Here is a 24667-nt window from a genome sequence, read left to right as displayed (position 1 = left end):
AGTGCCCCATAGTTTGTTAGTGCTAATACTCACACGAGCTTTATTTATTTGAGCTTTCCATATAAAAACTAATGTGTGTTCAATGGATAAGACAGAACTCAGTACACCTAATGGGGAGCTTTGGAGAGTAAAGTGTCAGCAAATTGTTGGAAAGTAACTCGACACTCAGCAAGCTTGCTTTATGTTGGCCACCTGTAACAGACTGATTATATGCATATTTCTTAAAGACATTACCTAAAAACTCTGTTAGATTTTTCGAGTAATTCTACACCCTTTACCTCAGGAAAATGACTGCTGCCTATGTGTTCGAAGCTATATTTACAGCGTAGACTCTCAAATGAAAACAAGACTTTCTCAGAAGTAGAGCTCTTAGCTATTTCAAATTACGTTGTCGTGTTAGCCGAACCTGGAGGTGGTAAAACCGAACTTCTTGGAAGTTTGGCTCAACAGTTGGGTACATCTTCAGTTACTGCAAACATGTTCGTACAATTAGGCGCTAGACACGAGAATACACCACTTGTTATTGATGCTTTTGATGAACTGGCCAAAATTGATCAAAGTGGCATTCATAAACTCCTGGCAAAGATAACGATAGCGAAGCCCACCCATGTCGTTATTTCTAGCAGATCTAGTGAGTGGGATATATCTGCCACAAATGCAGTTAAGAATTTTTTGGGAATTGAACCATTGGTGGTTAGGCTTTGCGAGTTCGGTGATTCTGAGCAACGTGCGATCTTTGAGCACCATGCACTAGGAGAAGACTTCACTAGATTCTATTCAGAAGTATGTAGATTTGATCTGGAAGCCCTTCTGCCGAATCCTCAGTTCCTGAAAATGTTTGCTGACGCTTATATTGAAAGCGGAAGAAACTTTGCAGATAAGCAATCTATCTTCAAACTTGCAGTGGAACGTTTAGCTAGAGAAGTAAGTCAGACGTCCTCAAGAACCAGCCTATCACTTTCCGCAAGTCAAAAAGTCGATATTTCGTCAGAGGTATTTGCCAAACTGCTATTGTCTGGAGCAGAAGGAGTAAGCGTCAGCGAAATCGAAGAAAACCGCATATATCCTTTGCTTACATCACTTGCTGGTAATGACCCATCAGTTTTCAATGTCCTCGCTACTCGGCTTTTCAAGCCAGGGGATAGTACTGACCAACACCGTCCAGTCCACAAAATCGTAGCTGAGTATTGTGCAGCCGCCCACCTTACAAAGCGAATAGTAGACCCAGCAGATGCTCTAACACTACACCAATGCCTACCAATTATTGCACCCAATTCTACCGTAAGAGATGAACTTCGTGGGCTACTGGGCTGGATGGCTGCTTTGGGGAATAAGGCTGTCCAACATGCTGCAATTGAACTCGACCCTTACGCAGTCCTTGCAAACGGAGACCCCTCTCAGCTAGCCCCATCATCAAAGCAATTACTTTTGACTAAACTGAAGGAAATCGAGGAAACGGATCCATATTTTAGGAGAAGCGATTTTTGGCGTAGGTTTAGTGTTGCAGGCTTTTTCACAGAAGATATTATCGTAGATATCAAAGCACTGCTTAACAGCCAAGGCGATGGGCAACTACGTAATTTAATTCTTGAACTATTGATTGAATCTCCAATCGCTCACTTATTGATAGATGAGTTGCGTCAGATCCTCTTGGATTCTCAAGAAGACAAGTATAATCGCATTTATGCAATTAAATGTCTTTTGGCTTGTACCACCTATGCGTATGAATCAGACTTAACGAAGCTTTTATCTGAAGCCAGTCCAGCATCACTTGAGGTGGTCGCTAAAGGAATGGAGCTCCTTGATTTAAATATGTTTGAGTTAGCGTTTCTTGAAACGTACTTTTTGGCTTGTGCAAATTTATATCCAAGCAATAAGCGTCGATTTGAACGAGTGATCGGATCTCGTTATTTTATAAAGTCTATAATCTTCAGATTAAATAAAGCAAACGTTGAGCAGCTGTTAGATATACTAACTCGAGGCCTTACCTGTACCTGTGGTTTAAAATCCTATGAATGTGATTGTCGAAACGGGATAAGTAAGATTGTCGGATATATGCTCGACCGTTATTTTGATATAGCGCTACCACCATATGAACCACTGCGTGTTTGGAGGTGGGTTGAGAACTTAAACTTTCATAGAAGTATAGGGCCCCAAGATAGTACTTCAGTACAAGTTCTACATGAAAACAGAGAGTTGCGACAAGGGATTCTCTCTCATGTTTTTACTGGGCTCAATGATCGTGAAACAATATTTGATACCAAGATACATAAGTTCGATCTTCAATCGCACTCAGGCCTCCGCTTATGCCTTGATGACTGCAAGTATATAGTTGATCTAGCATTTGATACAGATAACCCTGAGCTATGGGTAAGCTTTATTGCAAGACACAATAGGCACCGTCCTACTGAAGAAAGAGGTCCAGATAAGTTTCGACAACACATGCGAGTTCAAGCATTGGAGAAGCCGAGGTTTATGCGAGAGTGGGCTAAATGTAATAGAGCTGATTCGCTATTTGCGAAAGAAGAGTATATGCGATGGGGAGCTAAAAGTAATCGAATGTCTCGTCGACATAATAAGAGACAAAATGATATCCATGCCGAAAATACTCAATATATCCAAGAAAATAGAGAACTTATTGAAAGTGGCCGTCATTGGAGTTTTTTAGTTCATTTTGCGCAGACCATACTTACAGAACCAAAAGATATTGTTCTGAAATTTGGCGATGAAGAAATAGTGAAAAGCGCTCTCAGGAATTGCCACGAATTCATAGAACCAGAAGTCCCTGACTTGAGTAAACTGGCCGAGTTGCAGTGCTCCGCCAAAGGGTTATATGTTGAAACGATACTTTTTGCTTCTTGCGTTGAAATAATGCGAAAACATGGAAGTCTAAACAGCGTTAAGCCAGAATTGCTCCTTGCCCTAAAGACCAACTTAAATGTTCATTATGATGCTGTTAATGAAACCGAGTACGACGTTCTAAGAGCAGAAGTTAATCGCTTACTATTCCCTAATAATGAATCCATTGAACAGTTTCTTCGTTCCTATGTCGAACCTCAGTTGGCAAATTTTCAATGCTCTCATCCGAGAGTAGATATGTTGAAGTATGATGAGATATTCACTCCATTGCGGGCAAAGCTGTCAATTGAATGGCTTGAACGTTTCGATGAGTTAGGTTTTTCCGCACTTGATACGCTGTTCGATCTCGCAACGCAGTTTGGAGACAGAAATATACTTAATGACATCATTCGGACCCGCTGTTCTGATTATTTATCTAAATTTCCTGAACAGACAGATGATGAAAACATCGAACAAAGACGTAAGTTTTGGTTCGTTAGAGCTTTCTATTTTCTGGACGTAGAAGTTGCGAAACCATATTTTGATTGGCTAAAAAGTGATAGAGACTCACTACTTTTGTTTGAGGGGCACTCAAGTAGAATGAATCGAGGTAGTTCTTCTTACTGGCCAAATCTGACATCCACTAAGATAGAATTAATTTTAGTAGCCTTCTTTCATCAATGGCCGAAGGTTCACCTCCCTAGCAGTTGGGGAACTGGAAGTCCAAAAGGAGAAACTGCATATCGTTTTCTTACTGACATTATTTGGTCAATAGGCAGCGATTTTCCTGATGAAGCAATTCCAGTCCTTAATCGCCTTATTCGAGATCACATTTTTAGTGATATTCAGAGAGAGTTGAAAAGCATAAAAGCTGAGCAGCTTCGGAAAAAGTCACTGAGAGATTTCGAACCACCTACTCCAGAGAAAATTGTGGATTTATTGGACAATAACGCTGTGGTTACGGTTGAGGGATTACGCCAACTAGTTATTCAAGAGTTGATAAACTATCAAAAGGATATTGACGGAGGCGAGTTCAATACGGCAAGTCGTTTTTATACGAAAGATAAAAATGGATGTGATATACATTTAAATGAAGTTAAGATCATTGCCGAACGACTGAACTTGGTACTCCACCCTCAAAGTATCGTAGTTACGTCCGAACATCAGACCAAGAATCAAAATAGGATTGATATAACTGCAACTAAGATGATTGACGGTAAAAGGCGGTTACTCGTTATAGAGGCAAAGGGACAATGGCATAGTGAGTTATATTCGGCTGCCTCTGCTCAGCTATTCGAACGTTACTCAATCCACCCTGATGCTGAACATCAAGGTATTTACCTTGTTATTTGGTTTGGTGTAGATGAGGAGGTTGCACGGCGAAAAAGGCATGAGATAAGTAGTGCTCAGGAACTAAAAAGCAGTATTGAAGAACAATTGCCCGCAGAACTAAAAGGGCTAATTGATGTCTTTGTTCTGGATGTTTCTAAACCTAAGTAAAACTGATGTAGCTTGTAGGTTTTGCCTCTGGCTCTTTAGTTTATTAATACTTTTTCTAATCCATATAACTAGTTATTGAGCAATTAATCTATCACGTTTCTGTCCATCGACATGTCTTCGTGTTTATCACTAACACGGCTATTCCCGATTAAGAAGTGGTTGTTATTCAGATATTTTCTACATATTCAAACTAATGGAAAAGCACGCCGTAACCTTATCATTTGACGAGACATTACAAATCTCGAAGCAATGTGCTATTTGATGAATATCTAAAGTGTTAAAATACTCGATATGCTACTTAATTAAGAGAGTTAGTTGTGGAGTTCGAAACTGATTTAAAAATAGGCACGCTTGGTGAGCAAACTTTTTCAACTTGGTGCTCTGCTATGCATCTGACTAGCAATCGTTCACTAGAAGAAGATCGTACAGGTTGGGATCATCAGATTGAGTTTCCATACATCAAAACTCATTTACCTAGAGACAAACAGCTAAGTCCAATTCAATGCCGTGTTCAGGTAAAATCTACGCAGAGACGAGATCGTAAATGGTCTGTAAAAGCCAGCGTACTAAAGAGACTTATCGATTATAGTTATCCGTCGTTCTTGTTGTTTCTCGAATTTACTAACGACTCAGAACCAGTAGTTGAGAGTGCGTTTCTAGTCCATGTCGACAAAAGGATTATTGAAAGAACATTAAAAGCTATACGGAATAATGATACTCAAAAAGCTCCAAAGGAACTTTACGAACTAATGATTTCGATTAGCTATAGCAAGAAACATAAACTCCTTGTTTCATCTGGAGAGGCGTTCAGGGATGCTGTCGTAAAGTACGTTTCCGATGGCGATATTACGAAGTACCAAAAAGCAAAAAGGCATGTAATTGAAACTGTTGGTTATGGCAAGGGTAGCTATAGAGTGCAGTTTGAAATCTCACCAGAGGAGATTGATAAACACATCATCGCGCAGTCGATAGGATTAAGCACAGAACCTCTTGAAGTTGGAAATTCCGTAATCTTTGACAACAGATTTAATCTGAAAAATGGCTCTATTGAATTAGAGCGTTCTAGTGAAGCTAAACTCACTCTACAGCCTAACGTACTAGATACATGCCAATTAAGATTCAGAGAAACTGAATTTGCTCCTTCGATTAATTTTGAAGGCGAGTTTATTGCTTCTGCAAACATTTATAGTGTCGGCAAAAATAAACTTTTCTTTCGGACGAGTCTTTTTAGCTTCGAACTTGGCGATTTAGATGATAACAGCAAGTTTGATGCGAAGCTTCATTTCACGTTAGAGAAAGAGGTTCCATTAGACGACGTGATTAAAGCATTTCGACTATTTCACGAAAACAACATTGGAAAACAACTGATATGTGAAGTCGAGTTGTTTAAAGAGCGACGAACTTTGAACTTCCAGATTGGAATGGATCATGACTTTAAAGATGCTAGGTCGGTTGCTGATGACCTATATGTGCTTAAAGATAGCTTTAGCATTGACGGTGCGACTCTAACTACACCAGATGAAATGTTTGCACAGAGAGATAGATTAAATGCATTAGCTTGTGTAATCGAAAATAAAGTTGATGGGTTTCGAGTAAGGTTCGATGATGAAAGACAAGAGTACCCAGAGGAGATAAAAACCCCGTATACCATAGGTGCTGATATTGGCAAGTTAGCCATAGGCGTCATTACATTATTTCACGGAACTAAAATTGAAGATAATAATTATCAAATTATAAAATCTGACGTCCTCCAACCTTTAGTTTTTAGCAATGGAATGCCGTCTAGTGAGGTACTCAAACAATTGGAAGAACAAGCATTAGCGAAGATTGAATAGAACAGTGAAACCTTTTGCTACTGATTGACTGGAAGTTTAGTCAAGTGACTTACCCATACAAGAAGTAATGTATGGATTGCTAAATTAGCAAAATCCCTGACTCACAATTGTCCAACAACGAGCTACCAAGGCTTATATGTGACACTGATGGTCGAGAAAAACGGTATATGCAGAGCGAATAGTGGGCTGTGCGCTTGCCAAGTCCTCAGCAATAAAAAAGCGTACACACCAATACAGTATGTACGCTCAATCTATATCGACCGCGGTTACTTATTTAGTCAGTGGTGCGAGGTCTGCAGGGCGGTAGTAAACCGACTTAAGAACTTTACCCTGACGAATCGTTTTGCCTTCAGATACAAAGTCTTCTGCACATTTAGCGATAATGTAGTCACCTTTTTGTACAGCCATCAGCTTAATGCCTTGTTTGGCGTAGTGCGCTTCTGTGTCTGCGTATTCGTTTTCGTTACGGCACACTTTGCTCATGTTGCTTGAGTGAACTTCGTCCCAGCAAGGGATGAAGTCGATACCACGGTTTACAGACACGTTAAGTAGCAAGTCGATGAGGTAGCTGATTGCTAGATTGTCTTCAACTTTCGCGTCACCTAAGTGAACTAAGCGACCCATCAAAACATATACGCTGTCGACGATAGCATCTGCTTGCTCGGTTTTGTTGTCTGCCTCTGCAAGCTCTGTCAGCTCTTCAATGGCTAGAGAAGTGTGCAGAGTATCGGCTTTTGCATCAAGGCTGGCTACGTCTGCTACTGGCAGGTCGAAAGTGCTACGGAATTCAGTGATATCACGGTAAAGGTGATCGAAGATTTCTTGAGTTAGCTTGGATAAGTGCATTTGCTTAGTCCGTCAATTCTGTTTTTAGCGATAATTCGCACGATGACGCAATAGTAACAAAGCAAAGGAAGAGTCGCTATCGGCATACCTGTGTTTTACGGCAGTATGCCGATAATTTGTGCTGCGGTTAACGGCCTCGACCATCGACCATAACCACGATGGTTTTGGTCATGATGCTGAGGTCCATTGCGATCCAAGATCGTACGGAAGAAAGTGAAAGGGCATAACTGTGGTCAAAGCCCACTTTACGGCGTACATCATCGATACAGGTGTCATATCCTTGGTTAACCTGTGCTAAGCCAGTAATGCCCGGCATCACACCATACGTTCTGTCAGCGAAGAAAGGGATGGCATTTTCGAGCTTATTGTAAAAGCTTGGGCGCTCTGGGCGAGGGCCTATTAGCGACATTTCACCTTTCACAACGTTAAACAGTTGAGGGATTTCATCCAATCGAGTTTTACGTAAGAAGCGTCCTACTGGAGTGATTCGAGGATCATCTTCTGTTGCCCACACGGCGCCCGAACGGGCTTCGGCATCTTGATACATGGTGCGAAACTTAATGATTTCGAAGAACATCATTTTTTCCGGTGTTGATTTGCCCACTCGCAACTGTTTGTAGAAGATTGGGCCACGTGAGTTTACTTTGATGGCTAACGCGACCAGCGGCATGATTGGAGATAGAATCAGTAAACCAAAGCAGGCTGCTGTTAAATCAAATAAGCGTTTACCACACCAGATTGAAGCACGGGTTGATTTGTTAGTAGTCATAGCATTCTCCTTAACGATTTACTCGCGTCCAGCGACCAGATTCAAGACCCAATAAGTAGCGTAACCCGCCAATGAAATTGGCGTAGTGTCCAGCGACTAGGTAGGTGATAAGTCGACAAATCTTGTAATTGAAAATGTGAGGAAATAAAAAGCCTAGCATTGCCAACGCATAAATCACGATTTGAGCGACTAGGGCTGCGAAAAATAGCGGATTATCCATCAGTACGATTGAGCCAACTAAGCAGATAATCATTAAGTAAGGCATCATTAGACGAAGCCCTTTACCTGAAATGAATGCGAACGCCACACCCTTGTATTTGGGACTAAACAAACTGGCTAACCGTATCGCTTGCTGCATGTTCCCTGCAGATATTCGAAGGCGTCGCTTGAAGTCGCTGCTTTCATTGGTTGCTTCAAGTTCGATGGCCATCATTCGACTTTCGTATGTAGTTTGGCAAGCTGCCAATCAAAACGTAAACCGTGTTCAGGACCTAGCGGTTCATCAGGCATTACAGGTGAGAAGTCTGCCGCTGTGTACTGTTCAGCTAATCCCCCCGTACCGTGCTCTGCATGGCTAGTACAACCAATACAAGTGGCTACGGATACAGTTAGGGCTATGTGTGTGATAAATGAGTTCATGCCAACGTCCCCTGTTAGTGATTTATAGTTATTCTTGCACTGTGTGATCAGTGCGTTTTTGAGTTAACAGGGATTGCTTGGCCGATACGCAATAGATTAATGATTTCTAATGGTTGGCCTCGCACGTTTTCGATACGCATATTACGTTCACGCTCGACTAAACGTTTGTATAGGTAGACAAGCGCACCAACACCAGATGAATCCAAAAAGTCGACTTCGCGGAAATCTAGTTCGATTTCATTGTGTTGATCTCTCGCGATCACGTCGTCGATATGAGGCTGAGCATCTCGACTTCCATCGGCATCTAAATTACCGCTGATGACAAGAGTTAGGATTGTGTCGCTTGCTTCAATTTTTCGCATTTCCATGATGGTATCTCCTATGTTGTTTCTAGGTTAGGAGCAGGTTCTGTGCCATTAATTATTTCGCTTTAATTCAATGAGATAGAGTTCTTGTGGGGAGGTTTCTCAAATTGAAATATCGATATTCTCAAATTGAGAATGAAAATTTCAATGTTGAGAAAGATATGTTTACCCTTGAAACACAAGCGTATGTTAGTGGTGCAACCATCAGAGGTGAGTCGCAATCGGGTTGGAATCAGGTTGAGTTTGGCCAATAACCAAGCAAAATAATCAGGTATTTGATTACCACTAGGGTTGTTATGCGGTTACGACTGTCGACATTATCCATTGCACTTCTTATTGCTCTGCCTAGTCATTCGGAAGCAGAGCTCGGTTATGATCTCGCAGTCAGGAATGCTAAGAGTTATCAGGCGGGCATCAACGTATTAGATTATTGGAAAAGCGAAAAGCTAGATGGAATCCGTGCGATATGGACCGGAAGCCAACTGGTCACTCGCAACGGTCATCGGATTTTCGCGCCCTTGTGGTTTACAGAGTCTCTCCCAAATTATCCTCTTGAAGGTGAGCTTTGGGCAGGGCGTGGAAAGTTCCATGTGGTTCAGCAAACGGTATTAGATAAGTACCCAAATAATACACTCTGGAAGCAGATTGATTTTATGATCTTTGATATGCCAGAAGCTGCTGGAGACTATCAGAAGCGCTACTACAACATTGTGTATTGGGTAGAGCAAGTGGATGAAGCTCATATCAAATACATTGAACACACCCCGATACTATCGGAGAAGGAGCTATTTCATCACCTAGACAATATTACCGACAAACAAGGTGAAGGCCTTATGCTGCGGAAGATTTCATGCCGTTATCAAGCAGGGCGAAGTACCGATATGCTGAAGCTTAAGAAACACCAAGATACGGAAGCAACCGTGGTGGGGTATAAAGTAGGAAACGGTAAGTTTGCGGGTATGATGGGATCACTATTAGTTCGGCTGGACTCAGGATTGGAGTTCTATATTGGGAGTGGTTTTTCTGAGCTAGAAAGGCAAAACCCACCTAAGATAGGCAGTGTGATCACTTTTCGTTATAACGGGCTAACCCAAAACGGTGTCCCCAAATTTGCTCGGTATGTTAGAGAGCGCGTGACGTACTAATGCCCGTTTGAATGCAATGATAAAGGCCAGTAACTCATGAGTTACTGGCCTTTATCGTTATTTGGGTTTGAGTTTTGATTCTATTTAGCAGCAAATTCGAGTTGGGTGCTGTCGTCTTGTTTGTGCATCCAGCGCAGCCTGATACCTAGCATTAGTGCTGCAGAAGACAAGCCGACGATGAAGCCGATCCAAAAACCATGTGCACCCATTGGTTCAACCACCCAATCCGTCATACCCAAGATATAACCTGTTGGTAGGCCCAGAATCCAGTAGGCGATAAAGGTTCGATTAAAGATCGCGGTCATGTCTTTATAACCACGCAGTGCACCTGCTGCTACAACTTGAATGGCATCCGTGCATTGGTAAACCGCTGCGAATACGAGTAGTTGTACCGCCAATGCGATTACAGCGCCATTGTCGGTATACAGGCGTGCGATTTGTTCGCTGAAGATCAAAGTCAGTACAGCGGTAAACATCGCGGCTCCAAGACCAACCATGATCCCCACATGAGACGCAATCTTAGCACCCTCAATGCTTTCTTCTCCTAGTTTGTGGCCAACACGAATACTAACTGCGGCACCGATACTCATCGGTAACATGAATACGAGTGAAGAGAAGTTGATCGCGACTTGGTGGGCGGCAACAATCAGTGGGCCGAGTGGGGCGACCAGCAAGGCAACAACTGCAAATAGGGTTACTTCAAAAAAGATTGATGCTGCTACAGGGAAGCCTAGCTTAAATAGGCGTTTAACGGCCTTGAATTGTGGACGGTGGAACTGACTGAACACGTTAATGTGGGCAATTCGTTTTGAAGTCAGAACGTAGCCCAGCATTAGGAAAAACATCACCCAGTAAACGATAGCAGTAGCAACACCACAGCCAACACCACCTAGTGCAGGTGCGCCGAACTTGCCGTATACAAAAATCCAGTTTAGTGGGATGTTGATAAGCAAACCAATAAAACCAATCACCATTGCTGGTTTAGTCATCGACAGGCCATCAGTTAAAGAACGTAGGGTTTGGAACAGTAAGAATGCCGGTACAGCATACATAACGGCATCCATGTAACCATTGGTTTTTTCAGCCATTAATGGCTCAACATCCATTAACCCCATAATATTTTGGGTTTGCATTAGGACGCCGACAATTGGGAACGAGATCAACAAGGCAAGCGTAATACCTTGGTGAATTTCGAATGGTATTTTGACTTGGCGGCCAGAGCCATTTAGCTGAGCGACAACTGGAACCAACGCCATCAAAAGACCTACACCAAATAAAATGGAAGGAAGCCAAATGCTAGCCGCGATTGACACAGCTGCCATATCGGTTGCGCTAACTCCACCTGCCATTACGGTATCAACAAAACTCATCCCTGTTTGTGCGATCGAAGCAATGAGTACTGGCGTGGCGAGTTTAATTAGATTTGATGCTTCTTGTTTATAACGATGCACACGTTTCTCCTATAAATGACCCAGGAAGAAATCAATCGATGTTGACACGAGGGTAGTGAGTAAAAAGAGACACCAAGTGAGAAAATGCTATTTGGTGTTGCTCGGCATAATAAAGAAATGTCACACTAAGCACCATCAAAAACTCACGGATTATTCAAATGTTTACTGGAATTGTTCAAGGAATGGCTACGGTTGTTGCCATCGACAAAAAGCAAGATTTTCAAACTCATACAGTAAGGCTGGAAAGCAGCATGAGTGAGGGCTTAACCATTGGTGCATCGGTCGCGCATAATGGTTGTTGCTTAACAGTAACAAAGATAGATGGTGAGCTTATTTCGTTTGATTTGATGCAAGCGACACTCAAACTTACCAATTTAGGTGAGCTAAAGGAAGGGGGCGCGGTAAATATTGAACGTGCTGCCAAATTTGGTGACGAAATCGGCGGACACAGTATGTCTGGTCATATTTCGCTTCAGGCGCAAGTGAGTGATGTCATTGATACGCCGAACAACCGCACCATTTGGTTTACTTTACCTATGGATGCGATGAAATACGTGTTAGCCAAAGGTTACATTGGCTTAGATGGTTGTTCGCTAACGATTGGGGAAGTGGAACAAAACCGATTCAGCGTCCACTTGATTCCAGAAACCTTGGAGCGCACGTTGTTTGGCCACCGAAAAGTAGGCGATCACATCAATGTGGAGTTTGATCCTCAAACCCAAGCAATTGTTGATACCGTTGAGCGAGTCTTAGCCGCTAAACAGATAATAGAAAGCAACAGATAGAGACTAAGCTTCTTTAGTTTCGCCTTAGGTTAAGTTCGAGCTTTGATGCCACTTAACAAGATCATTTGATATCTTGAAGGAATGTTAGTCATTTGAGGCTGCATTCCTTTTTTAATGGCAGTGTCTATTTCGTTGCCATCAAATGGGTGAGAATCTGTGCAGCTTGCTAACGTGACAGCGAGTGAAAACCAATCACGCTCAACTGTAGGGTACTGATCGTGCGCAATCACGGGAGTGAAGCGAGAGTATTTAGGATTTCCAGCCACGTATTTAGGGTAGGGTGCGTTTAGCTTCATTGCTCCGCCAAAATCAATCAGCATTGCTTTGTCTTCAGCAGATACCATGATATTGCTTGGGTTGATATCGCCGTGGATATAACCGTATTGATGCAATGAGAGCAGCCCCCGTTCGATGGATCGGATTAATTTATTAGAAAGCTTATGTTTTCGGCTGAAGTAACCTAAATTGATTCCATCTATTTGTGGTAACACGGCCCAATCTACTCCCGAATAATGTTCATATTCGAGTATCGGTACCCAGTGATTTGATTGATGTCGGGTTAAGAATTCGGCTTCTTGCTTTAGTTGCAGCTTTTGCAATCGTGTTGAGGCCAGTTTGATAACGACATTGCCATATGCTTTGTGATTAGCGCACCAAATATGAGGCTTGAACTGCCCCATAATTTGGTAGCCTGCCTTTTCAATCTGTACCCGTATAGTTTGAAAAGGCGGCTCTTTATTCACTTCTGTTTTTCCGGTGGGCCCGTCGTTAAATGGTGGGGTGCTAGATATCATTTGGCAACGTAAAGCCGGAAAAGAACCCAGGGACAAATGGATTAGCTTGGCCTGCCGTCTTAATCGATAAGCTTACGCTACTGTCGCCGTACTCAAACTCGACTTGAGTATTTTGTGCGTTGGCGCTCTTCACTCGTGGTTCGATCAAACGGAACCAATTCCAATTACCGCTATAGTCTTCGTTAGCTATTGAAGCTGTTTGCGCTTTTAGGTTAATACTCAGCTTCTCTTCGAGCTGAGCGTCACCCAGCCATGCTTGTTCACTCCATAGTGTTGGGCCGTGGCGATAGGTAAAAATGGCCTTATCAGCAGAGATAGAAAACTCTGTTAGATTCGGGCTCATACTGGTTGCTTTCAGTTTGAACTGAACCGTCACGTTGTTTGGATCGGAAAGAAACAGTGCCTGACGAATGTCTTTAGCTTTGTCGATCATTTGCCACAGTTCAGGGTCAAGTGCCAAACCACTATTATCGAGAAGGCCTGCTAGAAACGGCGTGTTGTCTTCTTGAGTAACAAAACCTTTCAGGCGCGTATTGTGGAAGGTGTCTATTGTCCCCTCATTGGCAAAAAATGCTTTTACATCCGCCACACTCGCATCAATTTTAGAGCTTCTGTTAAATGGGTAAAAAGAAGCAAGGGTTTGCTGGTACGGTGAATAAACTTCCGATTTCCATGAGCTGTTCAGGTGTTCATGAGCAAGTGAGAGCACCATTTCATTAGCTTGGTTGGTTATGTTCTTTATGAGTTGTTGAATAACCTCTTGGTGCCCTGAAGATTGTTGAGAGAGAACCAAAATTGGGTTTTCTGCTTTTAGTGTTGCCGACAGGGTTTGGTAAGCCAGTTTTTCTGGCTCGTTTGATTCATAGAACTTGGTTAACCATTTCTGACTGGCGGTGAAGTATTCCAGCAAAATATCGATCGGCTTCTGATTCTGCTCATTGGGTTTAATCATTTTGTGATAGTGCTGGAAGCTAAGCGTGATTTGTCTTGCGGCTTCTTTCTTATCAACGTCTTGAAGTTGTTCTTCTTTCGGCGCGTCTGGGTTCGCATCGTCAGCAGGTTGCGGAGCCATGATCTCAACAGAAGTGTACTTACTTACGGTTGTATACAGGTTGCTGAGTGGGTTATCAGAGGCGATAGATAGCGTATTGACCGCTCTATTGAGATCGCTTGGTGTGGTAACTGGCGTTACTTCAATGTGGCGCACGAAATCACGCCAATAATTGATGTAGTCGTTTTGATACTGTTGTTTCAAATCTCTACTGATGCGGTGCAACTCAGCTGCACTCGGAGAGGCTCCTGCTACACCTTCATAGGCTTGGAGTGCTTCTCTAAGTATTGGTGAATCAACGGAGAGATCTAACTCATTAAATCCGGTTGGAGTGTAAATATGTGGGACAAGGTATCCGACGTATTCTGGAGAGAAACTGAATTGAGTTTGAAAGTTACTACCTAGCTCACTTCTAACGTCGATACGATTGGAAAATGAATCTGAATTTAGAATGTGGTCGTAAAGTAGCGTCTCGACGCCCGTTTGATTGATGACCTTTTTCGCTAAGCTTTCTAAGTCAGTATTTGCTTTGATCGGTACAAGGTTTCTAGCGAAAACTTCATCAAGCAGGATAGTCAATTGAGCAACATTCGCACTGTCTGCTTCACCTTGATCTTTCAAAGAGTTTACGAAGTAGTTTTTTAGCTCTTCGATATTGGTTCGCTTTTCGTTGAACAGCAGACGATAGTTGTTTAGCAAAGACAGGGTTTTTGCCTGATCTTCCAAATTCACGTAAACAAACAGGTCTTTCTCTAGCGTGTTCTCCATGGATGGAACAAGTACTTGCTCGAGTTCAGTAAAATATGCTTCTTCTACGTCAGTTTTAATACTCGAACTTGGCATAAAGGGCAGCGTGTACCAAGGGTCTGGTTCAAGGTATAGCGAGTAGATTGTATGTAAGGAATAAAGATTAGGAATATTCCCAGCCATATTTTCAATGTCATAAGGAGAAGCTGAGATGGCCTCTTTATAACGCTCCAGCATTGCGTCTGCTCGTGCTTCACGTTGACTCTGATAATCAAAGTCGAGCTTAAGTACAGCGAGCGTCGCAGCAAAAAGGCCGACCCACGCAAAGGTATAGCCTACTTGAGCAAAAAGTAGGGAATTTTCTTTGCGTTTATTGACGCCAACCAGCTCGTGTTCATTAAGGACAACATGGGACATCAAGTGCTGCGCAAACAAGGTCTGGTGTACTGGAATCTGTTCGTGCTGTTGGAATGACTCATTGCCTAGAGAGTAATTGATGGTACTTGCCAGCAGATCATTTTGTTCATGGTCTTGGCCGTTGTGGGTGAAATAAAACCCTCGAAACATTAAACCGTCACTCAGCTGTTCTCCACGATACAGGCGCTGCAACAATTGCCATAGATTTTGTTTGAGAAGTCCGAATTGAAAAGGCGCGCTAGCAATCGAGTTTCGATATTCTTGGTTTAGTTGCCCGGAAAGAGCATTGCTCATATTTGCAATTAGCTGGCCAATCAAATGGTCATATTGTTCATTAAACCAGTTTGCATCGATCCCGCCATGTTTCTGGTAAGGGATAGTTGCGCCGAACACATCGTCACGTTTTGACTCATCAAAACCGGAGAAGAACTGACAGAAGTCACTGATGCTTCCCAAGTTTGTTACCACGTTATAGACAGGTAGTGAAAGCCCAAAGGTCTGATTGAATGTAGTGATGACCGACTTCATTTCGTCAGCATATTGCGAAATACTTTCGTTAGAATCGAGTAATAGAGACACTTCAGTAGTGAGTAATACACCGTTGACAGCCTGTCTTGGACGCCACTTCATTAAACATTGGCAAAGAGTTTTAAGGTATTCTGGATGTTGATCTTCGCCAGTACTTACTGATATTAGGATCGAGTGTTCACTTAGCCAAAAGAGGATAGGAAACTCAATGTCATTGCCAAAGTCGTCGAGCTTGTAGGCTTCGTAACCCATCTGTGTAATGACCGTTTTGTCCTGTTGGGGATCGGAGCTCAACATCAGGTAAATAGGTTGGTCGTAGCGGCTGTTAAGGCGTTTCTTGCGCTTTTGAAGTTTAAGCATGCGTGCGAAATGCTGACTTAAAAGTTTTTTACGCTTTGCGATTAGGATTCGCTCTTGAGAATTAGTTTCCGATTTGCGCTTTGATTTAGTCATTAACCAATAGGTAACAAAAGCACCGATCAGGGCGGTGACAAAGCCAATGATTAACAATGCTGCAAGCTGATCTTGGAAAGAAGTAAACCAAAGCCCACCCGAAGTGAGTGCATATACCAATACGAAAATGAGTAGAGATACTAAGACTGCTTTTAGTTTGCCGCTTTTCTTTTGCTGCTTGCTGTCTTTACTTGAAGACTGACTATTTGACGACATAGTTTACTTACTCTCTTCACTAGGTAGCGCTTTTTCATTGCGAACGATGATGGCGTTAATTTGGTTGTTTTCCTTAAACCAATTTTTAATTTCTCTTGCTTGCTGCGCTGTTTTCGTTCGTACAATCACGCGGTAGTAGGCTTTGTATTGATCAATAACCGGTTCGTACTTAGACGCCGAAAGATTGCTTAGGTAATTTTCTGCATTGCTCTTGGCAGAGAACGTTGCCAATTGAACCAACCAATTTGATTGGCTAGTAGCAAGAGACTGAGGCGCCGGAGTATCAACGAGCTCAACCTTACTTGCTCGTTGCGGGAGTACGTCGAGATCCTGATCATTGCTAATGAAAACAATATCGTTTACTTCTCCTGAAAGAACGTAACGTTGACTGAAGTCTTGAAGGTAGTTGAAATCACGGGCGCGTTGAGGGTGAGTTTTATCGTACCAAAAATAGGTTAACCCTATGCTGGTGGCAATCAGGCAGCCGAAAAACAGTGTCGTGACTAGGTAGCGTTTACGACGTGTCGGTTTACGTGTCTTTGGCATTTTAGTTTTGATATTACAATGAATACCACTGCCTTGACGGTATTGGCTAACAACCTGTTCGAGCTGGTGAACAAAGGCTTTTAATTGGTCGTTACCAGAGTCACGATATTGGCCTTTAAATCCAATATTGAGGAAAATGTAGATAACCTCTAACAAATCGATCAGTTTATGTGGTTGCCTTACCGCCTTTTCAGCTACTGAGAAAAACAACTCACCACCGTTACGCATTCCAAACAATTGGCTCAATAAGGTTTTGTTTTCCCAGCCGCGCTTTTCTCCCCATTCAGTATAAATAATGAACTCGTCGATAACGACAGCGTACAAGAAGCAAAGCTTATCTATAACCGCCACGGGGTAGGTAAGTTCTGCGCCTTTTGCTTTGATATCGTTGATACTCTGAATCAGTTGCTCGCGGAGAACTGATAAATCTTCGGGCTCAGGTAGTGTTGAGATTTTTAAAGTGGTAGACAACAATTCGCTACTGATATTGATCAGTTGGTTTTCTGCTTTATCAAAGTGTCTCAGAAACTCGACTTGAGCACTGGAAGCTTTTACGTGAGATTGCTTAACCTGAGAAAGGCCGTCAGTCTCATCTTGAACTTGGCCTGTGTCTCTATCCCAAACGAGCGTTTCTTCATCTACATAGTCCATCTAGGCTACCTCAACGCATAAAGCATGACTTCGAGCTCTGGAATACGCGCATCTACGTGCAGTGCTATAGCATCACGCTGTTCAAGCATATCTTTCCATGTTTTATCAGAGGTATCGACTTCAAAGTAGGCCACTCCTTGCATTGGTTTGAGTTCGCTTGGGGCGAGAGGAAGAGGAGATAAAGCGATACCAGACAAAGAGTTACGCACTAGCTCAACGATGCGAGTATTACTACTCAGTTTCGCAGAAATAGGGAACAGCTCATTTAAATCGGATGTGCTGATGGAAGATTTAACGCTGAGAACGAAACGCCTATTTGCAACGCTCGCAGCATCTTTGATGATTGTTCTTAATAGACGGCGTTTTTCAAACAGCGAACTATCCCAGTTGAACTCGATCACTGAGTCTTGCTGGACGAGTGTGAGCATATTTCGCAAGCTAGAAAAGAGTGGGTTAAAACTATCGTATAAACGATGGTATTTAAGTGGCTCGCAAGTATCTGGAATAGCAGGGGTTAACGCCATTACTTGCGCTTCAAACTGCTTAAGTTTGCTGTATAACTGATGAGTTTGAAGCTTTGAATTTGCAATCGTGAGATCGAACCAAGGCATCCATGTATTCAGTGTCTGCAGCCATAGATAGTCTTGCATTAAGGACTGAGCACTCTTCTGCCCCTGGCCTGCTTGAATTCGTTTCAGAAGGTTTTGCGCGCGGTTACTGACCAAGGCGTGTATTTCCTTTACTCGCTCGGTTAGAAATGCTGAGGCGCCATAGTGTAAACAATCAGGAATAAATGCCCTGTCTAATACAACCTCGCCAGACTCATTACTTTCGAGGATTTTACATACAGGAATAAGGGTAAAGCCTGAAGTGTCGTCTGACTCAAGCTTCAGCGTTATATTAAGTCGCGCAACATCTATTTCTACGCTTGCGTTCTCGGACGTTGATGTGTCAAAGACATTAATAGGGTGAGTGAGATAGCGGCTTTGATCTTGCTCATTTTCGCTGTAGTCGTTGTTACCCTGTAGCGAAATCGGTAAAGCAATATATACCACCGTCTCAATCGTACCCTGAGGAATTTCTAACAGGATTTCATTGTTAACTTCAAAGTGAGTACCATCAGGAAAAACACCAGCACAATTTGGCAGCGCCAACTTACCAATTTTTAGTAAGTCGTGGTTGATAGTAAAATCTGTGATGCCATAAAACGGAGAGAATCCAGCGAGAGTTTCTACATTTTGACGAATATAGTTTTGAACGTAGCGGTCTTGTTGTTGAAAATGCTGTGGGGCGATGAACATCCCTTCTTGCCATACTACTTTTTTAAACGCGTCCACGTGATATCCCTATAGTTTATTTTTATTAAAATACCTGCCACCAACTAGAGTCGGGCGTGATGATGTTGAGCTGAGCTTTAATTCCTGACAAGTAGAGTTCTACATACTGATCTTCGTCGGTTGGTAACATGGTTACAGACTTTGCTTCACTGTTTTGATAGTCCGCAAACTCGACCAATACAGCTAGGTATTGGGTATTCTTATTCACATCAATTTCGATGGTTTGATTAGAGTTGGGTAACACCGCTGGCAAAATTTGTTTTGATACTAAGTTCGCGGCAAGCAACTGTATGTCTTGGTTATATAGATCGATAAAGGCTAACTGAGAAAACATTTGCTTGTCTGTCAGTTGGTACAATCGAACGATAACGGGGTTTGCTTGGTTACCCTGATACGTATTCAATGTCGCATCGGCTTTGATACTAAAGGTATGCTTGGTCACTACTGGCACGGGGTCTGAAGAACACCCTGCAAGAAACAACGCGACAGCAACAAACCATTTAGCCATTATTGCTCTTCTCCTTGCTTCTGCATGTTTTCCATAAACAACGCTTTAAACTGACGACGGAAATCTCCGTTATCGCGTCGATGCTGAAAGTGCTTACGGTAGATGCGCCAATATTTCTTATCTTTACTGGTAAACATGCCTGACGAGACATATTCACTAAACTGACTCTCTAGATTTGTTGGAGCGAACTCGTTTAGAAACTGTTCCACAGTTTGCTCAAGCGCATTGAATAGTGCTTCATGCTGTAGCTGAGGGTTCTGCAAGAAACGCTGATTCTTTTCAGTTAGGTGGATAAGCTTATCGATGGAAGCTTCAATGTGACTATTGTTCTGCTCAGTATGTACAGGTAAATACTCTAGCTCTTTGCTGGAATTACCATTCGTATCAATACTTTCAACTTCGTCTATCTCGATATTAGGTACGACTTTATCTTGATCTAGGTCTTCAAACGGATCTGCAGAGAAAGGGTCGTCGCTAAGCACGTTCTGTTTAGAAAACTGAGCGGGTTCTTTATCGACTTCTATCGGTTTACTGTCTTCTAAGAAATCCATCTCATCATTAAGATCTAGCGAGAAACCTTCAGAGAATGGGTCATCATCGGTTGCTGTGCTGGTTTCAGTAACGTTGGTTGTACTGGTTAATGTACTGACTAACATGGTGTAGCTTTCGATTTTGAGCACGTCACCATCGTTGAGCGGATATTCTCTTTCCTTAGCAAGCGGTTTGTCATTGAGCAGGACGCCATTGTTGCTGGTATCTTTGACAAAGTAGGCGTTGTTTTTTAAAACGATTTTACCATGTACACGTGAAATGCGTTTTGATTGATCGGGCAGGGCGATATCACAGGATGGCGAGCGCCCAAATTCTCCACCGTTTTCCGGTAGATATACGACACGAGAGGTAACAACCTCTTCAGCGGGTACAGAAATCAAATGAACACTGATTGCCACTAACTTATCCCTCGCATTATCTTTATCCTTTGCACTGTGCTACAGCGGCATTAAAGCTTTCTAGGAAGCCTGAGTATTGGTTGAGAAAACGTTTAGAAAAGTAAACGCCCATCTCTTTTGTATCTAGTAATTCAGAACGAAAGAAATCTGCTGGAAGCAGGGCTTGCTGAAGTTCAGTTTTGAACACAAGCTCATCTTCTAAGGCAATATCAATTTCCCTTTGTTTTAAAAGCCTTAGTAATACTTTAGCATCACGAGGCTGTTTGACTACGTTAAAACCATTACGTTTTAGCCAAAACCATTTATTGGACCCAAATTTGGCAGAAAACTTAAGGTTTACCTTTGACAACTCATCAATCTTCGGCTCAACGCCAGGGCCAAAATACCAACTGAGTTTTTGTTGAGCGATTGGATCGGAAAGCGTTGCGTACTCGTCACGCTCGGTAGTTTGTGTTGCCACAAAAAAACCGTGCTGAGAGCCACTATGGACACGAAGCTGAGCATCAGACCAACTGGTCATTGTGATTTGGTATGGTTGCCCCATTTTTCCTAGCGCACATTTTACTTTGTCTAACGCGATACCGTGCATTTGGCCGCCGGTATACTCTTGGTAAGGCGCCCAATTTTGTGTGGTGAGCTGTAGCCGAGCTGGACCTACGTGACTTGAGAGGCCAGAGCTTTGTGCGAAAGAGTGAGCAGACCATAGTATGAGGAAAGGCAATAATACAGCATGATGTCTTTTATTTATGGTCTGTCCTAACATCATTGTTGCTTCCCTATAATTTCGGAAATCTTCAAAATAGAAACGGGTGGATAATAATCTAACTGTTTGGCTGCGTTAATATTTACAATATACGAATACTGGCTTAATGCTTCAATCGGAATATCACTAATATTCATCGATTCATTCAAAATTTGTTCAGTTTTATATGCAGCAAATTGTCCTACATTGTAATATCGGCTGACTATACCGAACAGTGCGTCGTAATTTCGTATTGGTGACTCGGTTGCAGAAAAGGTTGGTATTCCCTGATTATGGATAGAATCTACGATAACCCCACCTTGAGCAATGATATAGGAGTCCGGTGGCAGATAAGCAACATCAACGCCATCCTCTGCCATTTTGCTACTGATAATATCAACCGACCCAGCAGATGGCTTTTCATCGACAATATCAAGTGGGTACAAATTTACTTGAATATTGAACTTCCTGCCGAGCGCAGCAATATTGTTTGCAGTTATTACCGCATTATTTTCGAGGGGATTGTAAATGATGCCTAGAATATCTACGTTAGCTAATTGGCTGATTGCTTTTAATTGAACATTGTGCGGAACAATATGACTCACCCCAGTAAAATTACGATGGTCGCTATTTAAACTGTCTGTGATTCGTGACCCTACAGGATCGGTAACAATACTGAATACGACAGGCGTAGAACTGGTTAGGCTAAAGGGAGAAGGATTGTCTACCGTTCCAAGTAGAGTACGAGTAATCGTTGTTCCAAACGTATATATGACATCCGCCTGATGCTCTTCAAGCGAAGAGATATGTGCAGCCAACGTCGCTTTATCTCTATTTGCATCCAGAACAGTAAACTTTACAGAGTTTCGTTCAGACAAATAGCTCATATAACCTTTTTCTGCTTCTGTAATACCGCGCCATAACAACATGACCACGTGCTTTTCTTCACTGGCTTGAGCCATGAAATTACACGCAAAGGTGATAACAATAAAAGTTAGCCACTTTTTCATGATGACACCTCTAAACTTTTTTGGTCTAAACGAGTAAAGGTAAAGAAAAACAGCAGCAGAGCGAGGGAGCTTGCTAACAGTGCACCACCGAATAACATGATTGTGAAGTTGTATCCGAAAACGCTCAAAGCTAAACCTGCGAGCATCGGTCCTGCAATATTGCCAATGCGCTCCGTCAGGCGGAATATACCGATGACTTTGCCACGGTTGATTCCCTGACTAGATAAAAGCTCAATGACCAAGGGTATTTGTGGTGAGACACATACACCATGTGCAATACCAATAAAGATTACGATCATCAGTATTCCCAACGTTCCTTGGACAAAATAGATATTAAGCAACGCAAGGGCTGAGATCAGGCCGCCAATAAAGATGAACGCGATCTTGTTATTAAACTTATCAACCAGAATGGCACTGATAGGAGAGATAATAATGATTGCCAGACCATAAGCCATCATGACCCGACCGGAGGCTGCACTGCTTTCCCCTAAGAACTGCAAGTAAACCGGGCATATGTAATAGAGGAAACCTGTCAGTACGATTTTGGCGGGGATTGCACTGCATATAGTGATCAACGCGAAGTATTTGTTGCTTAGCAGTATACTGAAATCGGACAGCTTCACGGGTTGGCTGTTGTTATTTACATTGGTCCGCTCAAAGAAAACAGATACTAGTGCAACACTTGCAAATGCCAGCAGGCCAGCAAATATAAACGTTGCGGAGTAACCTAGTTTATCCGCTAAAATCCCGCCAATTGCAGCACCACACAATGAACCAGAAAAGAATGAAGATAAGAAGGTTGCCATGCCTTTGGTACGACTATTGTCATTGGTGGTATCTGAAACATAGCCTTGAGCAGAAATAAATACGATACCGTAGCCAACGGCGGTAATGGCACGTGTGACGAGTAGGATCTCTAGAGATTGAGTGATTGCCGTCCCAAACAATCCCAAGCCGGTGATGATGCCTCCGACCATTAATGAGTGTCGTCGGCCGACTTTATCTGACCAGTATCCGGCAAAGGGCAGGGAGAGTGCCCAGCACAACATAAACAGAGAAATAGGTAAGCTCGTCACTAAGTTTTCAGGAATCCATCCATAAGAGTTTTCAAGTGAGGCCACATAGTTTGGAAAAAACGCCAGAGAAGCCGCCTCGGCGAAAACTAGCATGAAGAGCGGCAATCGAATGAATCGATAATCTTGTGACTCGATTAACTTTGTTTCTTGTTCTGGGTTAAGCTTTACTATTGCCGAGTTAGCCCGCTCTAGTAATTGACCAATTTCGTCCCGTGAGGTCACTTTAGCCACATGGCTAACAATGTCTCTGTTGATAGTCATAAAGACTTTTTTGACTTGATGCCACGGTGAAATGATCATGAAGTTACACATGAAGAGAATGATTTCACTTACCACCAAACATGATGCAACCAGCACTGTGAGCATATCCATCAGGCTTTCTTTTAGCATCTTCAACAGTATGTTTTCGTCGGTCGATATATTTAAGTGGATCTGACTACGGCTACCAACTTCAATATGACTAGCATTGGAAAGATCACCAGTCGTTTCTGGGTAGTGATACAGATGTGCATCCTCGTTGCTCAAGGCAATTGCGGTGATTTCTTCATGTCCCTCGGTGTAAAATGCGAATTCTTCTTCTAGGCCTTGAAGGCGATCAATGGGTACTCCCTGAGACAAAAGTCTATCGACCATTGTTGTCAGCGCGTCTCCAATTAAATTCGATTTCTGTTCAAGTTTAAGTTCGTAAAGCTGCGAAAATTTGTTAAGAGATAAGTACGACGATGCCACATTGGCTGAGATAGTCAGTACTATCGCCAGGACAATCACAAACAAAGGGAAGTGTTTCTCTCTTTTTTGATTCCATTTGCTTTTACTTTGACTGAACGATAATGCTCGGTGAGCATCTTGCAGCGTTTCTACTGTGACGTTTTCACAGCTTGCTAGAATCGAGTCGGCTTTTTTAACGCGATTCGATATACCCGCTAGTAACACTTTAAGAAAAATAAATCCGCAAATAGACGCTACCAATACCGAAAACAACGCGTAAAACAGCTGCATGTTCAATATGAAAGCGGTCTGTTTTTCTAATTGATCAATTGAGTAGTGGAGTTTTAGTCTTCCTTCAACAACCCCAAAGGTGTTGGTAATCGTAGAGGTGAGTTCACGGTCGGACTCGCTTTCTTGTGTCGTAGCTTGAAATAGTACAGCGCCATTTGCGGCTTCAACGGAAATTGACGTTATGCCAGGTGCCAGACTTATACGCCTATCAAGCAACGCTTGAATGTTACTGATCGCAGATAAAGGTAAACCAAGGCTAATAGCTTGATTGATATCGTTTTCAGTTTCCTCCAATACAATGTCGTAGATTGAATCTGATGTTTGAACGATACGCTTCTCAAAGTTAAGGTAGTTGAGTACCGTATTTAGACTTATTGAAAAGAGCAAGACAGACAAAATGGCAAACGATAGCTTTGCTCTTAAGCTGAAGCTAAATTTGCGTTTGTCGTTGTTAACAAGGTCCATCTTG

General features: G+C 42.5%; 17 protein-coding genes and 2 pseudogenes. 4 read left to right on the top strand and 15 right to left on the bottom strand.

Annotated features, from left to right (window positions below; genetic code table 11):
- Positions 1-300: 300 nt before the first annotated feature.
- Both ACXABW_RS07930 and ACXABW_RS07925 read left to right on the top strand, forming a co-directional pair.
- Positions 301-4338 carry a hypothetical protein gene (locus ACXABW_RS07930; RefSeq protein ID WP_457522025.1) on the top strand — a complete coding sequence of 1346 codons (4038 nt, stop codon included), beginning with the start codon at positions 301-303 and terminating at the stop codon, positions 4336-4338.
- A gap of 317 nt (positions 4339-4655) precedes the next feature.
- Positions 4656-6173 carry a hypothetical protein gene (locus ACXABW_RS07925; protein ID WP_457522023.1) on the top strand — a complete coding sequence of 506 codons (1518 nt, stop codon included), beginning with the start codon at positions 4656-4658 and terminating at the stop codon, positions 6171-6173.
- A 270-nt stretch (positions 6174-6443) separates the two neighbouring features.
- On the opposite strand, the gene ACXABW_RS07920 is transcribed toward ACXABW_RS07925, so the two are convergent.
- The 5 genes and pseudogenes from ACXABW_RS07920 to ACXABW_RS07900 form a co-directional block, all read right to left on the bottom strand.
- Complete coding sequence (locus ACXABW_RS07920) at positions 6444-7019, bottom strand: nucleoside triphosphate pyrophosphohydrolase family protein (RefSeq protein ID WP_457522021.1); 576 nt, start codon at positions 7017-7019, stop codon at positions 6444-6446.
- A 127-nt stretch (positions 7020-7146) separates the two neighbouring features.
- The gene (locus ACXABW_RS07915; RefSeq protein WP_252027247.1) at positions 7147-7788 is read right to left on the bottom strand and encodes a sugar transferase; all 642 of its coding nucleotides are present in this window, start codon (positions 7786-7788) and stop codon (positions 7147-7149) included.
- A 10-nt stretch (positions 7789-7798) separates the two neighbouring features.
- Positions 7799-8233: pseudogene (locus ACXABW_RS07910) on the bottom strand (glycosyltransferase family 2 protein); the annotation flags it as partial.
- Positions 8233-8427: pseudogene (locus tag ACXABW_RS07905) on the bottom strand (OmpA family protein); the annotation flags it as partial. The pseudogenes ACXABW_RS07905 and ACXABW_RS07910, both read right to left, overlap by 1 nt.
- Positions 8428-8474: 47 nt before the next feature.
- Positions 8475-8795 (bottom strand): STAS domain-containing protein, encoded by a 321-nt coding sequence (locus ACXABW_RS07900; protein WP_457522019.1) that lies wholly within the window; start codon positions 8793-8795, stop codon positions 8475-8477.
- 293 nt (positions 8796-9088) lie between these two features.
- Here ACXABW_RS07900 and ACXABW_RS07895 point away from each other — a divergent pair, with 293 nt between their 5' ends.
- Positions 9089-9937 (top strand): DNA ligase, encoded by an 849-nt coding sequence (locus ACXABW_RS07895; RefSeq protein ID WP_457522017.1) that lies wholly within the window; start codon positions 9089-9091, stop codon positions 9935-9937.
- Between the two features lie 80 nt (positions 9938-10017).
- Here the strand turns inward: ACXABW_RS07895 and ACXABW_RS07890 are convergent, their stop codons facing one another.
- Positions 10018-11388, bottom strand: coding sequence for an MATE family efflux transporter (locus tag ACXABW_RS07890; RefSeq protein ID WP_457522015.1), 1371 nt, complete (start codon positions 11386-11388; stop codon positions 10018-10020).
- A gap of 158 nt (positions 11389-11546) precedes the next feature.
- On the opposite strand from ACXABW_RS07890, the gene ACXABW_RS07885 reads away from it, so the two are divergent.
- The gene (locus ACXABW_RS07885; RefSeq protein ID WP_457522014.1) at positions 11547-12173 is read left to right on the top strand and encodes a riboflavin synthase subunit alpha; all 627 of its coding nucleotides are present in this window, start codon (positions 11547-11549) and stop codon (positions 12171-12173) included.
- Positions 12174-12202: 29 nt separating this feature from the next.
- On the opposite strand, the gene ACXABW_RS07880 is transcribed toward ACXABW_RS07885, so the two are convergent.
- The 9 genes from ACXABW_RS07880 to ACXABW_RS07840 are packed head-to-tail and all read right to left on the bottom strand — an operon-like array spanning position 12203 to position 24663.
- Positions 12203-12916, bottom strand: a complete 714-nt coding sequence (locus ACXABW_RS07880; protein WP_457522012.1) for a protein kinase domain-containing protein — start codon at positions 12914-12916, stop codon at positions 12203-12205.
- A 40-nt stretch (positions 12917-12956) separates the two neighbouring features.
- A complete protein-coding gene (gene tssM / locus ACXABW_RS07875; RefSeq protein ID WP_457522010.1) occupies positions 12957-16379 on the bottom strand; it encodes a type VI secretion system membrane subunit TssM in 3423 nt (1140 codons plus the stop codon).
- A 3-nt stretch (positions 16380-16382) separates the two neighbouring features.
- On the bottom strand, positions 16383-17576 hold the full coding sequence (gene icmH / locus ACXABW_RS07870; RefSeq protein ID WP_252027229.1) for a type IVB secretion system protein IcmH/DotU: 1194 nt from the start codon (positions 17574-17576) through the stop codon (positions 16383-16385).
- 5 nt (positions 17577-17581) lie between these two features.
- Complete coding sequence (tssK, locus tag ACXABW_RS07865; RefSeq protein ID WP_457522008.1) at positions 17582-18913, bottom strand: type VI secretion system baseplate subunit TssK; 1332 nt, start codon at positions 18911-18913, stop codon at positions 17582-17584.
- A gap of 25 nt (positions 18914-18938) precedes the next feature.
- Entirely contained in the window at positions 18939-19421 is a 483-nt protein-coding gene (gene tssJ, locus ACXABW_RS07860) for a type VI secretion system lipoprotein TssJ (protein ID WP_252027227.1), read from the bottom strand.
- Positions 19421-20371 (bottom strand): type VI secretion system-associated FHA domain protein, encoded by a 951-nt coding sequence (locus ACXABW_RS07855; protein ID WP_252027226.1) that lies wholly within the window; start codon positions 20369-20371, stop codon positions 19421-19423. The genes tssJ and ACXABW_RS07855 overlap by 1 nt, the downstream gene beginning before the upstream one ends.
- Before the next feature lie 22 nt (positions 20372-20393).
- A complete protein-coding gene (locus tag ACXABW_RS07850) occupies positions 20394-21134 on the bottom strand; it encodes a type 2 periplasmic-binding domain-containing protein (protein ID WP_390903514.1) in 741 nt (246 codons plus the stop codon).
- The gene (locus ACXABW_RS07845; protein ID WP_457522006.1) at positions 21134-22123 is read right to left on the bottom strand and encodes an ABC transporter substrate binding protein; all 990 of its coding nucleotides are present in this window, start codon (positions 22121-22123) and stop codon (positions 21134-21136) included. The genes ACXABW_RS07850 and ACXABW_RS07845 overlap by 1 nt, the downstream gene beginning before the upstream one ends.
- Complete coding sequence (locus ACXABW_RS07840) at positions 22120-24663, bottom strand: MFS transporter (RefSeq protein WP_457524977.1); 2544 nt, start codon at positions 24661-24663, stop codon at positions 22120-22122. Before ACXABW_RS07840 ends, ACXABW_RS07845 begins: the two co-directional genes overlap by 4 nt.
- Positions 24664-24667 lie beyond the last annotated feature (4 nt).

The sequence above is a fragment of the Vibrio paucivorans genome (assembly GCF_054053395.1).
This window is presented reverse-complemented; position numbering and strand designations above follow the sequence as displayed.

Excerpts from the sequence above, each read along its gene's own strand:
- ACXABW_RS07930 (WP_457522025.1), top strand. The coding sequence starts at position 301 with ATGTGTTCGAAGCTATATTTACAGCGTAGACTCTCAAATGAAAACAAG.
- ACXABW_RS07920 (WP_457522021.1), bottom strand. The coding sequence starts at position 7,019 with ATGCACTTATCCAAGCTAACTCAAGAAATCTTCGATCACCTTTACCGT.
- ACXABW_RS07915 (WP_252027247.1), bottom strand. The coding sequence starts at position 7,788 with ATGACTACTAACAAATCAACCCGTGCTTCAATCTGGTGTGGTAAACGC.
- ACXABW_RS07900 (WP_457522019.1), bottom strand. The coding sequence starts at position 8,795 with ATGGAAATGCGAAAAATTGAAGCAAGCGACACAATCCTAACTCTTGTC.
- ACXABW_RS07895 (WP_457522017.1), top strand. The coding sequence starts at position 9,089 with ATGCGGTTACGACTGTCGACATTATCCATTGCACTTCTTATTGCTCTG.
- ACXABW_RS07885 (WP_457522014.1), top strand. The coding sequence starts at position 11,547 with ATGTTTACTGGAATTGTTCAAGGAATGGCTACGGTTGTTGCCATCGAC.
- tssM (WP_457522010.1), bottom strand. The coding sequence starts at position 16,379 with ATGTCGTCAAATAGTCAGTCTTCAAGTAAAGACAGCAAGCAGCAAAAG.
- icmH (WP_252027229.1), bottom strand. The coding sequence starts at position 17,576 with ATGGACTATGTAGATGAAGAAACGCTCGTTTGGGATAGAGACACAGGC.
- tssJ (WP_252027227.1), bottom strand. The coding sequence starts at position 19,421 with ATGGCTAAATGGTTTGTTGCTGTCGCGTTGTTTCTTGCAGGGTGTTCT.
- ACXABW_RS07850 (WP_390903514.1), bottom strand. The coding sequence starts at position 21,134 with ATGTTAGGACAGACCATAAATAAAAGACATCATGCTGTATTATTGCCT.
- ACXABW_RS07845 (WP_457522006.1), bottom strand. The coding sequence starts at position 22,123 with ATGAAAAAGTGGCTAACTTTTATTGTTATCACCTTTGCGTGTAATTTC.
- ACXABW_RS07840 (WP_457524977.1), bottom strand. The coding sequence starts at position 24,663 with ATGGACCTTGTTAACAACGACAAACGCAAATTTAGCTTCAGCTTAAGA.